The organism is Streptomyces sp. 5-10 (assembly GCF_014712245.1).
Taxonomy (GTDB): domain Bacteria; phylum Actinomycetota; class Actinomycetes; order Streptomycetales; family Streptomycetaceae; genus Streptomyces; species Streptomyces violaceusniger.
On the sequence record NZ_JACVYG010000001.1, the window covers coordinates 132,010 to 148,614 of the forward strand.

A 16,605-nucleotide genomic window follows, 5' to 3' on the forward strand; every position below is an offset into this window, starting at 1 on the left:
GCGGCGTGAACCAATGATCGTCCGTCTCGTACAGCGGATCGGCATCCTCCTGGCCAGCCTGGCCGTGAGCTCCGTATTGGTGTTCGCGTTCATGGCGGTGCTGCCGGGGGATCCGGCCCGTGTCGCCCTGGGAACCAGCGCGTCGGACTCGGCGGTGGCGCAACTGCGCGAACAGTTCGGGCTCGACAGGCCACTCGTGGCCCAGTACCTCCACTGGGTACACGGGCTGCTGACCTTCGACCCGGGGAACTCCTACATCTCCCAGGCGCCGATCGGCCCGCAGCTCGCCGACCGTCTCCAGGTCACCCTGTGGCTCGTCGGCACCGGAATGGTGATCGCCTGCGTTCTGGCCCTCCCCATGGGCACGCTCATGGCCGTGCGGCACCGCAAGCCGTCCGGGCTGGTTCTCTCGGCCCTCTCCCAAGTCGGCGTGGCCATCCCGGCCTTCCTCGCCGGCATCCTCCTGATCACCGTGTTCGCGGTGGGGCTCGGATGGCTGCCGGCGAACGGCTGGACACCTCCGGTGCAGGATCCGGTCCTGTTCCTCAAACAGCTGCTGATGCCCGCGCTGTCCCTCGGCATCGTGCAGGCGGCGGTGCTCACCCGCTATGTCCGCAGCGCGGTGCTCGATGTCCTCCGGGAGGACTATCTGCGCACCGCCCGGGCCAAGGGACTTCGCCCGACGCGGGCACTGCTGCGGCACGGGCTGCGGAACGCGGCGGTGCCCGTGGTCACCGTCCTGGCCCTGCAGCTCGCCACGCTGCTGGTGGGCTCCGTCGTCATCGAACGGGTCTTCGTCATCCCCGGGCTGGGCAGCCTGCTGCTGGACAGCGTCGCCAACCGGGACCTCATCGTGGTGCAGGACGTGGTCATGATCATCGCAATGGCGGTGCTGCTCGTGAACTTCCTGGTGGACATGGTCTATCTGCTGATCGACCCACGGCTCAGGGGAGGTGCGTCATGAGCACTCCGGAGAGGGAAGCCACCGTGGCGTCCGCGGTGCCCGCCGGCCGCCGTCGGCGCCGCCCGGTCACGGGCAGCCTCCTGGTGGGCGGCCTCGTCGTCGCGATCGTGATCGGCATGGCGCTGCTGTCCTTCGTGTGGACCCCGCACGACCCGACCCTGGTGGATCCCTCGGTGCGGCTGCGGGAGCCGTCGCCCGACTACTGGTTCGGCACGGACAAATTCGGCCGTGATGTGTTCAGCCAGATCCTGGTGGGCTCGCGCACCACGCTGTTCGTCGGCTTCGTGGCGGTGGGGGTCGCCGCCGTGGTCGGCGTGCCCCTCGGCATCGTCGCCGGAATGGCGCCCCGCTGGTTCGGCGAGCTGCTGATGCGCGGCAACGACCTGCTGCTTGCCTTCCCGGCGCTCCTGCTGGCCATCATGTTCGCGGCCGTGTACGGCGCCGGCACGCTGGTCGCGATGATCGCCATCGGCATCGCGTCCATCCCCCATTTCGCCCGGCTGATCCGCGGTGGCACGTTGCAGGTCATGGAGACCGAGTACGTCACCGCCGCGCGCGCGGCGGGCCGTGGACCGTTCGCCATCGCCGTGCGGCATGTCCTGCCCAACGTCAGCAGTCTGGTCATCGTGCAGGCGTCGGTCGGTTTCGCCATCGCCGTGCTCGCCGAAGCCGCGCTGTCCTTCCTGGGCTTCGGAACCCCGCCGCCCACACCGTCCTGGGGCCGGATGCTCCAGGAGAGCCAGGAACTGCTGTCGATCGCGCCCCGGCTCGCCGTGTTCCCGGGCGTGGCGATCGCGGTGGCGGTGCTCGGATTCAATCTGCTCGGTGACGGCCTGCGCGACCGTTTCGACCCCAAGCTGGAGGACCGCCGATGACCCCGGTACCTGAGACGGGACCGGCCGCCGCCGCACATGGCTCCCCCGATGACGTGTTGGCCGTGCGGAACCTCGGCGTCACGGTGGGCGGGCGCAAGCTCGTCGAAGACGTCGACTTCACCATCCGGGCGGGCGAGCGGGTCGGCCTGATCGGTGAGTCGGGGTCGGGCAAGTCGCTGACCGCGCTGAGCGTCATGGGCCTGCTCCCGGAGGGGCTGCGGGCCTCGGGTTCGGTACGGCTCGCCGGAGTCGGCCATGACCTGGTGGGCGCCGACGAGGCGCGGATGTCCCGGGTGCGGGGCAAGGAGATCGCCATGGTCTTCCAGGAGCCCATGACCGCTCTGAACCCCACGATGCGGGTCGGGCGGCAGATCGCCGAGGTGCTGCTGATCCACCGGACCAGGCCCGACCGCGCGTCCGCCCGGGCCGCCGCCGTGGAACTGCTCGCCCAGGTGGGGCTCCCCGATCCCGAGGCCGCCGCGCAGGCCTATCCGCACCAGTTCTCCGGGGGCCAGCGGCAGCGGGTGGTACTGGCCATCGCCCTCGCGAACGACCCCGCGCTCCTGGTGTGCGACGAACCCACCACCGCGCTCGACGTCACGGTGCAGGCGCGGGTGCTCGACCTGATCGTGCGGGGCGTCCAGGACCGCAGATCGGCCATGCTCTTCATCACCCACGACCTGGCCGTGGTGGCCACCGCCTGCGAGCGGGTCATGGTCATGTACGGCGGGCGGCTGGTCGAGTCCGGCCCGGTCCGGGAGGTGTTCACACGCCCCCGGCACCGCTATACCCAGGGCCTGATCGGCGCGTCGGATCTGACCGTGGCCGACGACCGCGGCCGGCTGGCCACGATCCCCGGGTCGGTTCCGGCGGCGGGGCGGTTCCCCGCCGGATGCGTCTTCAGGAACAGATGCGCCCAGGCGACCGACGTCTGCGCCACCAGACCGGAATGGGTCCCGACCGGGCCGGACTCCGGCTACGCCTGCTTCCACCCGGTGCCCGCCGGAAGCGGCGCGCCCGGGACCGGCAGCCCCACGAACCAGGAGGCCGGCCGTGGCTGAGCAGCCGACCAGTGCCCCCCTCGCGCCCGCGTCGGGTACCGGCCCCGTGGACGCCATCAGCGTCCGCGACGTCACCCGCGTCTACGGGCGGCCTCGTACCTCACTGCGCCACCCCAGCCCGTCGGTGCGTGCCCTGCGCGGGGTCAGCTTCGACATCCCGCAGGGGCAGCGGTTCGGCATCGTGGGCGAGTCGGGGTGCGGGAAGTCGACGCTGCTGCGGATCCTGGCCGGGCTCGACCGCCCCACCAGTGGCAGCGTCGCGATCGACGGCCGGGACATCACCGGGCTCCGGGAGAGACGGCTGAAGTTCGTCCGCGAGCGGCTCCAGCTCGTCTTCCAGGATCCGATGAGTTCACTGGACCCGCGCATGCGCGTCGGCGACATCGTGGCCGAGCCGCTGGTCGCGCAGGGACACCGGAACCGCCGGGAGCGGGTGGCCGAGTTGCTCGAGGCCGTCGGCCTGCGGGCCGACGCGGCGGACCGGTATCCGCACCAGTTCTCCGGCGGCCAGCGGCAGCGCATCTCGATCGCACGCGCCCTCGCCCCCCGCCCGAAGATCATCGTGGCCGATGAGCCGGTGAGCGCCCTGGACGTGTCCGTACGGGCCCAGGTGCTCAACCTCATCGCCGACCTCGTCGACGAGCTGTCCCTCACGCTGGTCTTCGTCTCCCACGACCTGTCCGTGGTCCGCCATGTGTGCGATCGGGTCGCGGTCATGCACGCCGGGCAGATCGTGGAGAGCGGGTCCACGGAGCAGGTGTACGAGAACCCGCAGCATTCCTACACACGCAGGCTGATCGCCGCCGTTCCGACGCTGGGCAAGGCACTGTCCGGAGTGTCGGCGGCCGACCTCAACCGGGAGTAGCGACCGTGACCACCCACGTCAAACCCGCCGATGGCGAATCCCCCGTGGTGAGGGAGTTTCCCGAGGGCCTTCCCATCGGCGACCACTGGGTCGAGGCACCCGCCGCCGGGGACGTCCGCTTTCCCTACGACGGGACGCTCGTCGCCCGGGCCCCGGTCGGGGACACCGGTCTCGCACGCCAGGCGGTGGACGCCGCCGTCGCGATCCGCGAGCGGGTCGGACGGCTCCCCTCGCACACCCGCCGGGCGGCGCTGCTCGCCACGCACGAGGCGATCGCCTCCCGACGCGCGGACTTCGAGCGGCTTCTGGTCCTGGAGACCGGAAAGCCGCTGGTCGACTGCCGTGTGGAAGTGGACCGCACGCTGCTGACCCTGCTGACGGCGGCCGAGGAAGTGGCCCGGCTGCACGGGGAGACGGTGCCGCTGGACCTGCTGCCGTCGGGTGAGGGGCTGCTCGGCTTCTGGACCCGCAAGCCGATCGGTGTGGTGGTGGGCATCGCGGGCTTCAACTACCCGCTGCTGCTCGCCGCGCACAAGGTCGCGCCCTCGCTGGCCGCCGGCTGCCCGGTCATCGTCAAGCCCGCCCCGCAGACGCCCCTGGCCACCCTGTGGCTGGTGCACCTCCTCCGCGAGGCCCTGGGCGCCGCCGACGCGCCCCGCGCCGCCGTCCAGTTGGTGACCGGGGGCCCCGAGGTGGGTGCCGCGCTGACCTGCGACCGCCGGATCGGTGCGGTGTCCTTCACCGGTTCCGCCGCCGTTGGCCACCGGATCGCCCGGGACGCGGCACCCACCAAGGTGCTGCTCGAACTCGGCTCCAACGCCGCCCTGGTGGTGGCCGCCGACGCCGACCTCGACGCCGCCGCCGACGCGGTGGTGCGCGGCGGGTACTACGCGTCGGGCCAGGCGTGTATCAGTGTGCAGCGGGTCATCGTGGTGGACGCCGTGCGCGAGGAGTTCATGGCCCGTCTGACGGAGCGCGTGGCCCAGGTGGCCGTGGGTGACCCCCGCGATCCGCGGACGCGTGTCTCGGCACTCATCGACAAGCGGTCGACCGAGCGGGTGCGCGCGTGGCTGGACGAGGCGGTGGCGGCGGGTGCCTCGCTCGTCGCCGGAGGCGGTGTCACCGACGGGGTGATCGAGCCCACCGTGCTGCTCGACGTGGACCGCGCCCTCCCGGTGTGGAACGAGGAGGTCTTCGCCCCCGTGGTCGCGGTACGGTCCGTCCCCGATCTGGACACGGCCCTGGACCTGGTCAACGACTCGCGCTACGGCCTGCACGCGAGCGTCTACACCAGCGCCCTGGAGACGGCGTTCACCGCTCTCGACCGCCTGGAGGTGGGTGGAGTGGTCGTCAACGAGGTTCCCGGTTTCCGGTCCGATGTCATGCCGTACGGCGGTGTGAAGGACTCCGGGGCCGGACGGGAGGGCCCGAGGTTCGCCATCGAAGAGCTCACCGTCACCCGTATGGCAGTGATCCGCCCGACGACGAGGAAGCCGTGAGGACCACAGTGCGAGCGAAGGACCACACCGATGCGGTGGACGCGTACTCCCGCCTGTTCAGGCTCGACGGCCGCAAGGCCGTCGTGGTGGGCGCGGGCAGTGGAATCGGCCGCGAGAGCGCCCTGGCGCTCGCGGCACACGGCGCCACGGTGGTGTGCGCCGACCGTGACCTGACGGCGGCCGAGGAGTCGGCGTCGATGGGGCCCGGCCTCGCCGCGTACGCCCTCGATGTGCTCGACGGCGAGGCGGTCGCGCGTGCCGCCGAGGAGCTCGGCCCCGTCGACGTGCTCGTCTTCACCGCCGCGACGAATGTGCGCAAGCCCCTGCTGGACTACACGGCGGAGGAATTCGAGCGGGTCGTGGCGCTCAATCTGCGCGCGTCCTTCGACTTGGTGCGGGCGTTCGGCCGCGGCATGGCCGAACGCGGCGAGGGAAGCATCATCGGCTTCAGCTCGATCCGCGCGGTGGCCGTCGAGCCGGGCCAGGGGGTGTACGCGGCCACGAAGGCCGGCCTCGTCCAGCTGCTGCGGACCGCTGCGGCCGAGCTGGGCCCGTCGGGTGTGCGGGTGAACACCATCGCCCCGGGCGTCGTGGACACCCCGCTGACCGCGCAGATCAGGGCGGTGCCGGAGTGGTCGGAGGCCTACGCCAGCAAGAGCGCCCTGGGCCGCTGGTCCCGGGCCGACGAGCTGGCCGGCGCCGTCGTCTACCTCGCGTCGGACGCGTCGTCCTTCGTCACGGGGAGCCAGCTCTTCGTGGACGGGGGCTGGACGGCGATCGACGGGCGCTTCACACCGCCCAGCTGACCGCAACGTCGCACATGCTTCGGGCCCCTCTTCCGGAGGTGTTCAACCCCGGAAGAGGGGCCTGAAGCCGTCGGGGGCCGGATCAGTCGATGCGCTCGAAGGGTACGGTGCCCTCTTCGTCCGGGGCGACCGTGAACACGACCTTCTCGAACCCTCCGGTGAACGCGAATTCACCCTCGTAGCTGGGCGAGGAGGGCGACAGGGTGTCCCGGCCGACGTCGAGCCCCTGCCATCCCAGGAAGTGCGGGAGGACCCGCGGAATGTCCCCGGCGCCCACCGGCCTGCCGGACACATAGAGGTGTCCCACGCCCCGCATGTCGCCGGTCTTGACGAATGCGAAGGTCAGCTCCGCCGGGCCGGTCGGGAGTTCTTCCACCGAGGTCACCGTGTACCGGGTGCCGAGGAAGTTGTACTCGTAGACCAGCCGGTTGTCCTTGACGTACAGGACGTATCCGCTGCTGATGTTGCCCAGGGACACCAGGACACCCTCGTCCGCCGCGGTGGCCCGGTCGACATGCGCGGTGATGCGGTGTGCGCGGTTCATCACCGGAGGCACCGCGGCGACGGGCAGATGGGCCATGCCGGGGTAGTAGGTGAAGGTGGTGCGCCTGCGCGGGGAGCCGGGGCGCGGAATCTTCGCCCGGTAGGCGAACCCGTTGTCGTCCAGCGGCAGCACATCGTACTTCCCCGCCTCCACCCAGAAGCGGGCGATCATCTTCTGGAGTTGTTCGGGGTGGGTCCGCGCCAGGTCGTCGCACTCCGAGAAGTCGGTGTCGTGGTGGTACAGCTCCCACTGATCGTCGTCGAAGGACGTTCCGCGCTGGTGGAAGGCGACGGCCTTCCAGCCGTCGTGCCAGATCGCGCGGTGCCCGAACATCTCGAAGTACTGGGCTTCCTTGCGCGTGGGCGCGGTCGGCGAGCCGAAGGTGTACGCCATGCTGACACCGTGGATGGGCAGTTGGGGGATGCCGTTGTACACCTCGGGAGCCCGCACACCGAGTACCTCGAAGAGGGTCGGGACGATGTCGTTGACATGGTGGAACTGCTGCCTGACCTCGCCGGTGCGCGGCAGCCCCCGGGGCCACCGCACGATGAGCGGGCAGCGGACGCCGCCTTCGTGGGTGTTCTGCTTGTAGCGCTTGAACGGGGTGTTGCCCGCCTGTGCCCAGCCCCAGGGGTAGTTGGCGTGCGCGCGGGTGGTGCCGATGTCATCGATCCGCGCCACCATCTCCTCGACGTCCTCGGCGATGCCGTTCTGGAACGCGGTGGGGTTGAGCGACCCCTTCTGCCCGCCTTCCTGGCTGGCCCCGTTGTCCGAGAGCAGGATGGTGATGGTGTTCTCCATCTGGCCTATCCGCTCCAGGAACTCCATGAGCCGGCCGATGTGGTGGTCGGTGTGGTCGAGCATCGCCGCGTAGGCCTCCTGGAGGCGTACGGACAGCTTCCTCTCGTCGTCCGACAGCTCGTCGAACGGAACGACCCCGGGGTTGCGCGGCGCCAGTTCGGTGCCGGGTGGCAGGATGCCCCGTTCGAGCTGGCGGGCGTGGCGAGTGGCGCGCTCGGCGTCCCAGCCGTGGTCGAACCGGCCACGGTACTTCTCCACGTACTCCCGGGGAGCCTGGTGCGGGGCGTGCGCCGCGCCGAATGCCAGGTAGAGGAAGAAGGGCTTCTCCGGAGTGACCGACGTCTGGTCGCGGACGAACTCGATCGCCCGGTCGACCAGGTCCTCACTGAGGTGATAGCCCTCCTCCGGGGTCTTCGGCGGGTCCACGGCGTGGTTGTCGTAGAACAGCTCCGGGTGGAAGCTGTCCGTCTCGGCCTCCAGGAATCCGTAGTAGCGCTCGAACCCGCGCGACAGCGGCCACTGGGTGTACGGCCCGGACGGGGTGGTCTGCTCCATCGGCGCCAGATGCCACTTGCCGACGGCCATGGTGTTGAAGCCGTTGTCGCGCAGCACCTCGGGCAGGGTCGCGGCGGCCGTGGTGATCCGCCCCCGGCCGCTGGGGAAGCCGGTGTCGAAGTTGGACAGCATCCGCATGCCGACGGAGTGGTGGTTCCGGCCGGTCAGCAGGGAGGCACGGGTCGGCGAACACAGCGTGGTGGTGTGGAAGTTGGCGTAGCGAAGGCCACCGGTGGCGAGGGCGTCCATGGCGGGGGTGTCGATGTCCGAGCCGAAGCAGCCCAGATCGGAGAAGCCGACGTCGTCGAGCACGATGACCACGACGTTGGGCGTGTCCTCGGGAAGCGTCTGCTGCTCGGGCCACCAGGGAGTCGACTCCTCGTAGGTGGTGCCGATCCTGCCGTGGAAGGTGCCGCCCACGGACGGCGCATGAGGAGAGGCGTTGGTCATCCAGGACGCTCCTTGGCGTGGACGTTTCGGTCCGAGGACGCTCCGGTTAACTGGTCTTACCAGTAGGCGGTGTAAGTCTCACCCGCTCCCGAAGTGGTGTCAACCAAGGCGCCGTCAGCGGGTCGGAGGCAGATCAGCCGCGCAGCGGAACCCCATGTGGCCGGTGGAGCTGTCCGGTGTGTTGGACGTGCGCGCGGCGACGCGGTAGCGGTTGCAGTACGACGCGTGGCACAGGTAAGAGCCGCCGCGGATCACCTTCGCCTCCCCGGTGGGAGGTCCGGCCGGGTCCTGGCGGGTCTCCGGGCGGTCGGCCACCTGCCATGTGGTGCTCCACCAGTCGGAGCACCATTCCCACACATTGCCGGATGTGTTGTACAGGCCGAAGTTGTTGGGCCGGTAGGCCTTGACCGGCGCGGTGCCCAGATACCCGTCCTCACCGGTGTTGACCTGCGGGAACTGCCCCTGCCAAATGTTGCAGCGGTGCTGTCCCCGAGGCAGGAGCTCATCCCCCCAGGGGTAACGGGAGCGCTCCAGGCCGCCACGCGCCGCCCTCTCCCACTCCGCCTCCGTGGGCAGGCGTTTGCCCGCCCACTCCGCGTAGGCGGACGCGTCGCGCCAGGAGACGTGGACGACGGGGTGGTTCGACAGATCGGTCCATGACGACCCCGGCCCGTACGGGGCCCGCCAGCACGCCCCGTCGACCGCGAGCCACCAGGGCGCCTGCGCCACCGTGCCGTCGCGCACCATGCGCCGGGCGCCGGGGTGGACGAGTGCGTAGAACACGAAGGACCAGCCGTGGCGCTCGGCGTCGGTCCGGTAGCCGCTGCTGCGCACGAATGTCGCGAACTGCCTGTTGGTGACGGTGGTCGCGTCGATGAGGAACGGTGACAGCCGCACCTCCCGGACCGGGCCTTCACCGTCCTCGGGAAACGCGTCCGCGTCGTCACCCCCCATCCGGAACGTCCCTCCGGGGATGCGCAGCATGGCGCGCAGCCCCCGCACCCGGTCCCGCTCCGGGGCCCGGGCCCGCACGGCGGACGCTTCGGGAATCTCCTCGCCGCCCCCGGACGTGGGGGCACAACACGCGCCTGACATCGCTCCTCCGACCGCGGGCTGCTGTTGCTGCTGTTCCTTGCCCGGCTGACCACACATTCTCCGTCGGCTCGAGCGTACGGCCCACCGGCGCCGGTGGGGCCGGCGGCCGGGGCGGCGCCGGTGGGGCGCCGGTGGGGCCGGTTCGGATCGCGAAACAACTGTCCCGGTTGTTCACCTTCCCGGTCCGGTCTCGTTGGCCGTCGGCAGATTGTCCGGACGAGTGGGCCGATCACAGTTCCCGGTGTGAGTGCGACCAGGTATCTGGAGATCGCGGAGCGGTTCGGCGGCTGGGCATGGAGAGCTGCCGGCCCGCCTGGCTGGTGGAGAGCGCCAGCCGGGACGAGGCGATCGGCAACGTCCTGATGTGCGGCCGTACCCGGACCCGCGCCGACGCCGTCCGGGTCGTGGTCGAGCTCGACGACCGTACGGCCATCGCCGACGTGGCCGTCACACCGCAGAGAGTTGTCACACCGCGATGAACCAGGAGAAGTGGTGACATACGTCATGAGCAGGGAGCATCGCTGTGCCCTGCTGGCCGAGGCCGAGCGGGCCGAACTGATCGAACTGGCCGACGCCTGCCTCGCCGACGGCGCGCGGGTACGGGTGCTGGTGGGGCCCGAGGTCGGCTGTGTGACCGCGCAGGTCCGCGAACCGGTCCTGGAGCAGCGCTTCCTGCTCGGTGACGTCCTGGCCTGCCGGGCCGCGGTGGAGCTCGCCGGCCACCGCGGCTGGGCCATGCGCTTCGGGGACGACCGCGCGGCCGCGCTGGCCGCCGCGGTGCTCGACGCCGAGGCGCAGTCCGGCCGCCCCCGGGCCGCCGAGATCGACGCGCTGTGCGAACGGATCGCGACGCGCCGGGAGCGGCGGGAGGACCAGGAGTGGGCGGAGCTCGCCCCGACCGTCGTCGCGTTCGAGGAGCTGACGTGACCGCTGTGGAGAGGGTTCCGGCACCCGCCGCGAACGCCGCCGGAACCGCGGAGCTGGTGACCGCGGCCAAGCTGCGCCCCGCCCAGGCACAGGGCGTCTTCCGCGCCGTGCTCGACGCCCTGGCGCGGCCGGCCACGGTGACCCGGGTCCCCTCGGACGTCCCCGGCGTGGTGCCGTCCGCGCTGCTGCCGGTCCTCGCGCTCGCGGACCTCGGCACCGGTGTCCACGACCTGGAGGAGGACTGCTCGCGGCGCTGGTCGGACGTGGTGAACGTGGCCACCAACGCCCCCGCGGTGTCGCTGGAGAGGGCCCGGCTCGTCGCCGCCGTACGGCCCGTCGCGGCGGAGGAGATCCCTCGGCTGGCCCGGGGCACCGCCGAGGCGCCGGAGGACGGCGCCGTGCTGTGCCTGCCGGCGACCGCGCTGGAGGGCGGACCGTCCGCCTGGCGGCTGTCCGGGCCCGGCGTACCGGGTGAGCGGGACATCGCCCCGCAGGGTGTGCCGGACGACTTCGTGGCGGCGCGCGCCGAGGCCGTCGGCGGTTTCCCCGCGGGGGTCGATCTGCTGCTGGCCACGCCCGACGGCCGCGTCATGGGCCTGCCGCGCAGCACGACCGTCACGATCGTGACCGATGCCGTGGACGACGCGACCGGTGCCGTGGCCAGTGTCGTGGCCAATGCCGTGGCCGGTGTCATGGCCGGTGTCGTGGCCGAGGAGGAGGACTGATGGGGTACTCGGGAGCACGTGGCGGACTCGAGGCGATTCTCGCCGCCGAGGACCTGGTCCGCCGCAAGCGCGACCACGCGCCCGCCACATGGGCGTCCACCGAGCAGATCACCGCCCGCTTCCGGCTGGCCGTCGACCGGGTGACGGGCGAGGCCGGGCTGTACGACGAGCCCACCGCGGCCGACGCCTTCCGGCAGGCCGAGGGGGACACCCTGGAGGCGTCGCACCTGCTGCGCGCGCAGCGGTCCACCCTGCCGCGGCGGGCGGTCGGTGAACCCGTCGACCCCGGCCGGCTGCTGCTGCTGCTCGACGAGCTGGTGTCCGCGCTGGACCCGGCCAACCGGGAGGCGGCACTGGAACTGGTCGACTCGCTGGCGGGGCGGGATGCCGCCGTCCTCGCCGTCTTCCACGACATGGACGCCATCCGGCGGCTGGCGTCCCGGGCGGTGTTCGTCGGCGACGGCCGGATCGCCCGGCAGGGCGCGCCGGATCGGACGCTGGAGGCGGCGGCATGAGCACGGGACTGGTGAGCGGGGGGCCGGCCGAGGCGCCGGCCCAGGGCTGGACGCTGGGCGGTCCGCCCCGGGACTACGTGCTGGGACACGTACGGGCGGTGCTGCCGGACCGGGTGCTGGACGACGCGCTGGTCGCGGTCCGTGACGGCAGGATCGCGGAGGTCGCACCGCACCCGGCCGGTGTGGAGGCCGACGTCGACGGCCAGGGGATGCTGTGTCTGCCCGGTCTGGTGGATGTGCACAGCGACGGTCTGGAGAAGGAGCTGCTGCCGCGCCCCGGGGCCGAACTGCCCCTGGAATTCGCGCTGTTGTCCTTCGAGGGCAAGCTGCGCGCGGCCGGTGTCACCACGGCGTACCACGGCGCGGCGTTCGAGGAGAGCGGCGGGCGCGGCATGCGCCGTACCCTGGAGAACGCGCGACGGATCTGCGCGGCCGTGGCGAGCCGCGCCGACGAGGGCCTGGTGGACCACCGGATCCTGCACCGGCTGGACGTCCGCTGCCCGGAGGGTCTGGCCGGGCTGCGGCAGCGGCTGGAGCGGATCGGGGGCGCCGAGCGCGGACCGGTCCTGGTGTCGCACGAGGACCACACCCCGGGCCAGGGGCAGTACGCGGACCGCGGCTACTACGAGCGGTATCTCGTCGGCACCCGCGGGGTCACCGAGGACGAGGCCCGCGCCTACGTGGACCGGCTCATCGAGGACCGGGACGGCCGGCTCGACGTCCGCGAGGAGGCGCTGGACTGGCTCGGCGAGCAGGCCCGCGCGGGCCGTATCCGGCTGCTCGGCCACGACCCCGGCTCGGCGGGGGAGATCGAGGAGCTGCGGATGCGGGGTGGCGCGGTGGCGGAGTTCCCCACCACGGTGGCCGCCGCGGAGGCCGCGTACGAGCACGGCATGCCGACGGTGATGGGCGCGCCCAACGTGCTGCGCGGCAACTCGCACAACGGCAACGCCTCCGGCCGCGAGTTGGTCGGGCGCGGCCTGGTCACCGCGCTCGCCTCCGACTACCTGCCGTCGGGGCTGCTCTCGGCGGCACTGCTGCTCGCCGAGGAGGGGCTGGCGCCGCTGCCCGCGGCGGTCGGCCTGGTCACCGGCGGCGCGGCGGCCGTCGCCGGTCTCCCGGACCGCGGCCGCCTCGAGGCGGGTCTGCGGGCCGACCTGGTGCTGGCCGAACCGGGCCGCCCCTGGCCCGTCGTGGCGGCCGTCCTGCGCGCAGGCTCGGAAACGAACTCGGAAACGGACTCGGAAACGGACTCGGGTTCGCACTCGGGTTCGCACTCGGGAGGTGACGTGGCATGAGTGGCCGTATCCCCTGGCCGGTGCCCGAACCGCAGCTGCCGACCGGTGTCCACCCGGCGCTGGCCGCGGCGACCCGCGCCGCCACGGACGCGTTCCGCGCCGCGCGCGAGGCGTACGACCGGGCCCAGCTGGCCGAGAAGGTGCGGGTGGGCGCGGACGGTACGCCCACGATGCGGCTGGACATCCTGGTGGACACCGCGATCGCCGAGGTGGTGAACGCCCACCGGATCAATCTGCTCAGCGAGGAACTGGGCAGCATCGACAACGGATCCGCCGTCACCCTGGTCACCGACCCGGTGGACGGCACGGCGAACGCCGCCTCGGGTGTCCCGCTGTCCGCGTTCGCGGGTGTCATCGCGGTGGACGGTGTGCCGACCGAGGCGCTGACCAGTTGGCTGGACACCGGGCGCTGCTGGCACACGGTGGCGGGTCAGCCGTCGCCGTACCGCACGAGCGGCCGTACGGAGCTGGACGGCGCGGCGGTGAGTCTGCTGCGGCCGCAGCGGCACATCGCCGACGCGTGGTGGCGGGTGGCGACGCGGGCGGCCAGGATCCGCATCCTGTCCACGAGTTGCCTGGAGGCGGTGCTGGTGGCCGAGGGGTCCACGGACGCGTTCGCCGACGCCGGTTCCGACACCCACCGGATCGTGGACCTGGCGGCCGCGATGGTGACCGTCCCCGCGGCGGGCGGCGCGGTGATCGATGTGCGCGGCCGCCCGCTGGAGATCGACCCGGACCTCACCCGCCGCTGGTCGGGTGTGGTCGCGGCCACCCCGCGGCTCGCGGAGGAACTGGCGGAGACCATCCGCGGAACGGAGGAGCGATGACCACCCGTATCCCCCTGGACCCGCTGACGGACGAGGAACTGACCGCGCTCGTGGACGGCCTCGCGGGCCTGCCGTACGGCGGAGAGGCCGTCGACCAGCGGACACACGCGCTGCAGACGGCGTGGCTGGCGATGGACGCGGGCGCGGACGACGAACTGGTGGTGGCCTCGGCGCTGCACGACATCGGCCGGGCCCGATCGGTCCGGGCCGAACACCCGGGTCTGCCGCACGAGATGGCGGGCGCCGAGTTCGCCCGCCGCCGGGTGAGCGAACGGGCGGCGTGGGTCATCGCCCAGCACGTACCGGCCAAGCGCTATCTGGTGGCGACCGACGCGGCGTACCACGCCCTGCTCAGCCCGGCGTCGGTCGCGTCCCTGAAGGCCCAGGGCGGCCCGATGGACGAGCGCGAGGTGGCGGAGTTCGCGGCCCATCCGCTGGCCGCGGACGCGGTCGCGCTGCGCCGCTGGGACGACGCGGCCAAGGACCCGGACGGCCCGCGACTGGCGATGCCGGCCCTCCTGGCGGCCCACGCCCGCTGCGTGGCGGCGCGGCGGGCCTGAGGCTGGTCGCGTCCCGGGGGCAGGCCGCTCGGCCTGCCCCCGGGACGCTGCGCATGTGACCTCCGGAGCGATGCGCTCCGCCGCCCGCTTTGACAAAACGGAACGCCGCTCCGTACATTAATCGGAACGACGATCCGTTTTCGGCGCCGCTCGGCTGCCCGACCGCCCGAAGCCGGACGCTCCTGACCGCCTCATCCACCCCGGCCGAACGAAACCGGCGGCAGAGGCCATTGAAGGGATATGCGCACCTCATGAGTGAATCGACATACGCGGCCGACGCCTTCGGCTCACCCACTCCCGTCCTCTCGGTCAGCCCGGTGGCACTGCCGGCTCCCGGCCGGGCCGTGGACCTGGAAGTGCGCGTATCCGCGCCCGTGACCGGGGCCGACCTGCCGGTCATCCTCCTCTCGCACGGCCAGGGCTACTCGAACCACCTCTCCTCGCTGAACGGATACGCCCCTCTGGTCAACTTCTGGGCCGCACACGGCTTCGTCGTGATCCAGCCCACCCATCTGAGCTCGCGAACGCTGAGCCTGGACCCCAACACCCCCGGCGCGCCGCTGTTCTGGCGATCGCGGGCCGAGGACATGATGCGCGTCCTCGACCAGCTCGACGCGATCGAGGCCGCCGTTCCACAGCTCCCCGGGCGCCTCGACCGGAGCAAGGTGGCCGTGGCCGGGCACTCGATGGGCGGGCACACCGCGAGCCTGCTGCTGGGCGCCCGGCTCACCGATCCGGACGACGGCACGGAAGTGAACCTGACCGAGCCCCGGATCACCGCGGGTGTGCTGCTCGCCGCGCCCGGCAGGGGCGGCGATGCCCTCACCGGGTCCACGGCCGAGAACTTCCCCTTCTTCCTGACCACGGACTTCTCCACGATGACCACGCCCGCGCTCGTGGTCGCCGGCGACAAGGACGCCTCTCCCCACCTGACGGTCCGGGGCCCGGAATGGCACACCGATCCGTACCTCCTGTCCCCCGGCCCCAAGTCCCTGCTCACCCTGTTCGACGCGGAGCACGGACTCGGCGGGGTCTCCGGCTACGACGTCGCCGAGACCACCGACGAGAGCCCCGAGCGCGTGTCCGCGGTCCAGCGGCTCACCTCGGCCTACCTCCGCACGCAGCTGAACCCCGGGGATTCCGCGTGGCGGGCGGCGTGCGACGCGCTGGCGGCCGACCCCCGCCCACTCGGACGAGTCGAATCGAAGTAATCCGGGAGTGTCGGCGTGTCAGCGGGCGCTGCCCAGGCCTCGGTCGGCGTCGGCGCCCTCGAGCATGAGGGTGGTCTCCTCGATGCGGCGGAAGCGCCCGTCAGGGGCGAACTCGGCGAAGAGGTAGACCTCCGTGCGCACGGTGGAGCCATCGGCCTTGACGACGTCGATGACATGACGGTCCGCGTAGCGGTCGCCCCGCGCGAGCTCGTCGAGGACCTGGACCGATCCGTCGGCGACGATCGTACGCAGGTGGGCGATGTGGGCCATGAACTCACCGCGGTCGTCCCAGCGGCCGTCGGTGCGCTGGCGGTAGTCGGGGGCGAAGTGCCGGTCGACGGCCTCGGTCAGGTCGAGACCGGGGGTGAAGAGCAGGTCGGTGAGGGCCGTGGCGATGTCGGTACGGGAGGTGGGGGTGGCGGTGGCAGTGGTCATGACGGTGCCCTTCGGTTTCGGAGGATCGAAAACTGCGTGCGCCGAGCACGCGTTTGCACCCTACCGCATATTGCGTGCGCTGCGCACGCTAGTCTGGGGGTCATGCCGAACGATGTGGGACACGAGATCGCCGACGCGCTGGGAACGCTGCTCAAGCGCAGCACCCGTGAGCAGATCCACCGACGCCTGACCGAGGGCCTGGGCGAGGCCGTGGACGAGGTGACCTACCCCGTGCTCAGCGGGCTCGCCCGCACCGGCCCGCGCAGCGCCGCGGGTCTCGCCGACGAGATCGGCCTGGACCGCTCCGGCGTCACCCGCCGCGCGACCCGCCTGGAGGAAGCCGGTCTGCTACGCCGCGAGCCCGACCCCGCCGACCGGCGCGCCACCCTGCTCGCCCTGACCGAAGCCGGGCGAGCGGCGATCGAAACGACGCGGCAGCGCCTCGCCGCGCACATCGAGGACTCCCTCGCCTCCTGGCCGCCCGGCGAAGCGCGGACCTTCGCCCGCCAGCTGCACCGCTTCGTCGACCACGGGCCCTTCACCGCGTAGATCGCTCGCGCAGGCCGGTCTGGGCCACCGCCGCCCGCACCAG

Annotated in this window: 18 protein-coding genes; 15 read left to right on the forward strand and 3 right to left on the reverse strand. The window is 72.1% G+C overall.

All coding sequences use genetic code 11. From position 1 onward, the window contains the following. Positions 1-13 precede the first annotated feature (13 nt). Genes IEJ02_RS00640 through IEJ02_RS00665 form a run of 6 tightly spaced genes read left to right on the forward strand, consistent with a single transcriptional unit; the run spans position 14 to position 6,070 of the window. A complete protein-coding gene (locus tag IEJ02_RS00640) occupies positions 14-964 on the forward strand; it encodes an ABC transporter permease (protein WP_191062813.1) in 951 nt (316 codons plus the stop codon). Beyond that, positions 961-1,839 carry an ABC transporter permease gene (locus IEJ02_RS00645; protein WP_191062814.1) on the forward strand — a complete coding sequence of 293 codons (879 nt, stop codon included), beginning with the start codon at positions 961-963 and terminating at the stop codon, positions 1,837-1,839. The genes IEJ02_RS00640 and IEJ02_RS00645 overlap by 4 nt, the downstream gene beginning before the upstream one ends. Continuing rightward, positions 1,836-2,900 carry an ABC transporter ATP-binding protein gene (locus IEJ02_RS00650; protein WP_191062815.1) on the forward strand — a complete coding sequence of 355 codons (1,065 nt, stop codon included), beginning with the start codon at positions 1,836-1,838 and terminating at the stop codon, positions 2,898-2,900. The genes IEJ02_RS00645 and IEJ02_RS00650 overlap by 4 nt, the downstream gene beginning before the upstream one ends. Then, the gene (locus tag IEJ02_RS00655; protein WP_191062816.1) at positions 2,893-3,765 is read left to right on the forward strand and encodes an ATP-binding cassette domain-containing protein; all 873 of its coding nucleotides are present in this window, start codon (positions 2,893-2,895) and stop codon (positions 3,763-3,765) included. Before IEJ02_RS00650 ends, IEJ02_RS00655 begins: the two co-directional genes overlap by 8 nt. A gap of 5 nt (positions 3,766-3,770) precedes the next feature. Beyond that, complete coding sequence (locus IEJ02_RS00660; protein ID WP_191062817.1) at positions 3,771-5,264, forward strand: aldehyde dehydrogenase family protein; 1,494 nt, start codon at positions 3,771-3,773, stop codon at positions 5,262-5,264. Between the two features lie 8 nt (positions 5,265-5,272). Continuing rightward, complete coding sequence (locus IEJ02_RS00665; RefSeq protein ID WP_191063100.1) at positions 5,273-6,070, forward strand: SDR family NAD(P)-dependent oxidoreductase; 798 nt, start codon at positions 5,273-5,275, stop codon at positions 6,068-6,070. 82 nt (positions 6,071-6,152) lie between these two features. Here the strand turns inward: IEJ02_RS00665 and IEJ02_RS00670 are convergent, their stop codons facing one another. Next, positions 6,153-8,420 (reverse strand): arylsulfatase, encoded by a 2,268-nt coding sequence (locus tag IEJ02_RS00670; RefSeq protein ID WP_191062818.1) that lies wholly within the window; start codon positions 8,418-8,420, stop codon positions 6,153-6,155. 114 nt (positions 8,421-8,534) lie between these two features. Next, on the reverse strand, positions 8,535-9,515 hold the full coding sequence (locus IEJ02_RS00675; RefSeq protein WP_191062819.1) for a formylglycine-generating enzyme family protein: 981 nt from the start codon (positions 9,513-9,515) through the stop codon (positions 8,535-8,537). A 293-nt stretch (positions 9,516-9,808) separates the two neighbouring features. On the opposite strand from IEJ02_RS00675, the gene IEJ02_RS00680 reads away from it, so the two are divergent. From IEJ02_RS00680 to IEJ02_RS00715, 8 genes are all read left to right on the forward strand, one after another. Beyond that, positions 9,809-9,994 carry a hypothetical protein gene (locus IEJ02_RS00680; protein ID WP_191062820.1) on the forward strand — a complete coding sequence of 62 codons (186 nt, stop codon included), beginning with the start codon at positions 9,809-9,811 and terminating at the stop codon, positions 9,992-9,994. 25 nt (positions 9,995-10,019) lie between these two features. Further along, on the forward strand, positions 10,020-10,442 hold the full coding sequence (locus IEJ02_RS00685) for a phosphonate C-P lyase system protein PhnG (protein ID WP_191062821.1): 423 nt from the start codon (positions 10,020-10,022) through the stop codon (positions 10,440-10,442). Further along, positions 10,439-11,167, forward strand: a complete 729-nt coding sequence (phnH, locus tag IEJ02_RS00690; protein ID WP_191062822.1) for a phosphonate C-P lyase system protein PhnH — start codon at positions 10,439-10,441, stop codon at positions 11,165-11,167. The genes IEJ02_RS00685 and phnH overlap by 4 nt, the downstream gene beginning before the upstream one ends. Further along, the gene (locus IEJ02_RS00695; RefSeq protein ID WP_191062823.1) at positions 11,167-11,682 is read left to right on the forward strand and encodes a carbon-phosphorus lyase complex subunit PhnI; all 516 of its coding nucleotides are present in this window, start codon (positions 11,167-11,169) and stop codon (positions 11,680-11,682) included. Before phnH ends, IEJ02_RS00695 begins: the two co-directional genes overlap by 1 nt. Continuing rightward, entirely contained in the window at positions 11,679-12,980 is a 1,302-nt protein-coding gene (locus tag IEJ02_RS00700) for an alpha-D-ribose 1-methylphosphonate 5-triphosphate diphosphatase (protein WP_191062824.1), read from the forward strand. The genes IEJ02_RS00695 and IEJ02_RS00700 overlap by 4 nt, the downstream gene beginning before the upstream one ends. Continuing rightward, entirely contained in the window at positions 12,977-13,807 is an 831-nt protein-coding gene (locus IEJ02_RS00705; protein ID WP_191062825.1) for an inositol monophosphatase family protein, read from the forward strand. Before IEJ02_RS00700 ends, IEJ02_RS00705 begins: the two co-directional genes overlap by 4 nt. Next, positions 13,804-14,367: an HD domain-containing protein gene (locus tag IEJ02_RS00710; RefSeq protein WP_223863184.1), complete on the forward strand. Its 564-nt coding sequence runs from the start codon at positions 13,804-13,806 to the stop codon at positions 14,365-14,367. The genes IEJ02_RS00705 and IEJ02_RS00710 overlap by 4 nt, the downstream gene beginning before the upstream one ends. A gap of 251 nt (positions 14,368-14,618) precedes the next feature. Further along, positions 14,619-15,578: an alpha/beta hydrolase family protein gene (locus IEJ02_RS00715; RefSeq protein WP_191062826.1), complete on the forward strand. Its 960-nt coding sequence runs from the start codon at positions 14,619-14,621 to the stop codon at positions 15,576-15,578. An 18-nt stretch (positions 15,579-15,596) separates the two neighbouring features. Here the strand turns inward: IEJ02_RS00715 and IEJ02_RS00720 are convergent, their stop codons facing one another. Continuing rightward, positions 15,597-16,013 (reverse strand): nuclear transport factor 2 family protein, encoded by a 417-nt coding sequence (locus IEJ02_RS00720; RefSeq protein ID WP_191062827.1) that lies wholly within the window; start codon positions 16,011-16,013, stop codon positions 15,597-15,599. A 102-nt stretch (positions 16,014-16,115) separates the two neighbouring features. Here IEJ02_RS00720 and IEJ02_RS00725 point away from each other — a divergent pair, with 102 nt between their 5' ends. Next, the gene (locus tag IEJ02_RS00725) at positions 16,116-16,562 is read left to right on the forward strand and encodes a MarR family winged helix-turn-helix transcriptional regulator (protein WP_191062828.1); all 447 of its coding nucleotides are present in this window, start codon (positions 16,116-16,118) and stop codon (positions 16,560-16,562) included. Positions 16,563-16,605: the final 43 nt, after the last annotated feature.

Bases quoted from the DNA above. Each gene is read 5' to 3' on its own strand.
- IEJ02_RS00685 (WP_191062821.1), top strand. From the start codon at position 10,020: ATGAGCAGGGAGCATCGCTGTGCCCTGCTGGCCGAGGCCGAGCGGGCC.
- IEJ02_RS00705 (WP_191062825.1), top strand. From the start codon at position 12,977: ATGAGTGGCCGTATCCCCTGGCCGGTGCCCGAACCGCAGCTGCCGACC.
- IEJ02_RS00715 (WP_191062826.1), top strand. From the start codon at position 14,619: ATGAGTGAATCGACATACGCGGCCGACGCCTTCGGCTCACCCACTCCC.
- IEJ02_RS00725 (WP_191062828.1), top strand. From the start codon at position 16,116: ATGCCGAACGATGTGGGACACGAGATCGCCGACGCGCTGGGAACGCTG.
- IEJ02_RS00720 (WP_191062827.1), bottom strand. From the start codon at position 16,013: ATGACCACTGCCACCGCCACCCCCACCTCCCGTACCGACATCGCCACG.
- IEJ02_RS00710 (WP_223863184.1), top strand. From the start codon at position 13,804: ATGACCACCCGTATCCCCCTGGACCCGCTGACGGACGAGGAACTGACC.
- IEJ02_RS00670 (WP_191062818.1), bottom strand. From the start codon at position 8,420: ATGACCAACGCCTCTCCTCATGCGCCGTCCGTGGGCGGCACCTTCCAC.
- IEJ02_RS00675 (WP_191062819.1), bottom strand. From the start codon at position 9,515: ATGTCAGGCGCGTGTTGTGCCCCCACGTCCGGGGGCGGCGAGGAGATT.
- IEJ02_RS00700 (WP_191062824.1), top strand. From the start codon at position 11,679: ATGAGCACGGGACTGGTGAGCGGGGGGCCGGCCGAGGCGCCGGCCCAG.
- IEJ02_RS00640 (WP_191062813.1), top strand. From the start codon at position 14: ATGATCGTCCGTCTCGTACAGCGGATCGGCATCCTCCTGGCCAGCCTG.
- IEJ02_RS00645 (WP_191062814.1), top strand. From the start codon at position 961: ATGAGCACTCCGGAGAGGGAAGCCACCGTGGCGTCCGCGGTGCCCGCC.
- IEJ02_RS00650 (WP_191062815.1), top strand. From the start codon at position 1,836: ATGACCCCGGTACCTGAGACGGGACCGGCCGCCGCCGCACATGGCTCC.
- IEJ02_RS00695 (WP_191062823.1), top strand. From the start codon at position 11,167: ATGGGGTACTCGGGAGCACGTGGCGGACTCGAGGCGATTCTCGCCGCC.
- IEJ02_RS00680 (WP_191062820.1), top strand. From the start codon at position 9,809: ATGGAGAGCTGCCGGCCCGCCTGGCTGGTGGAGAGCGCCAGCCGGGAC.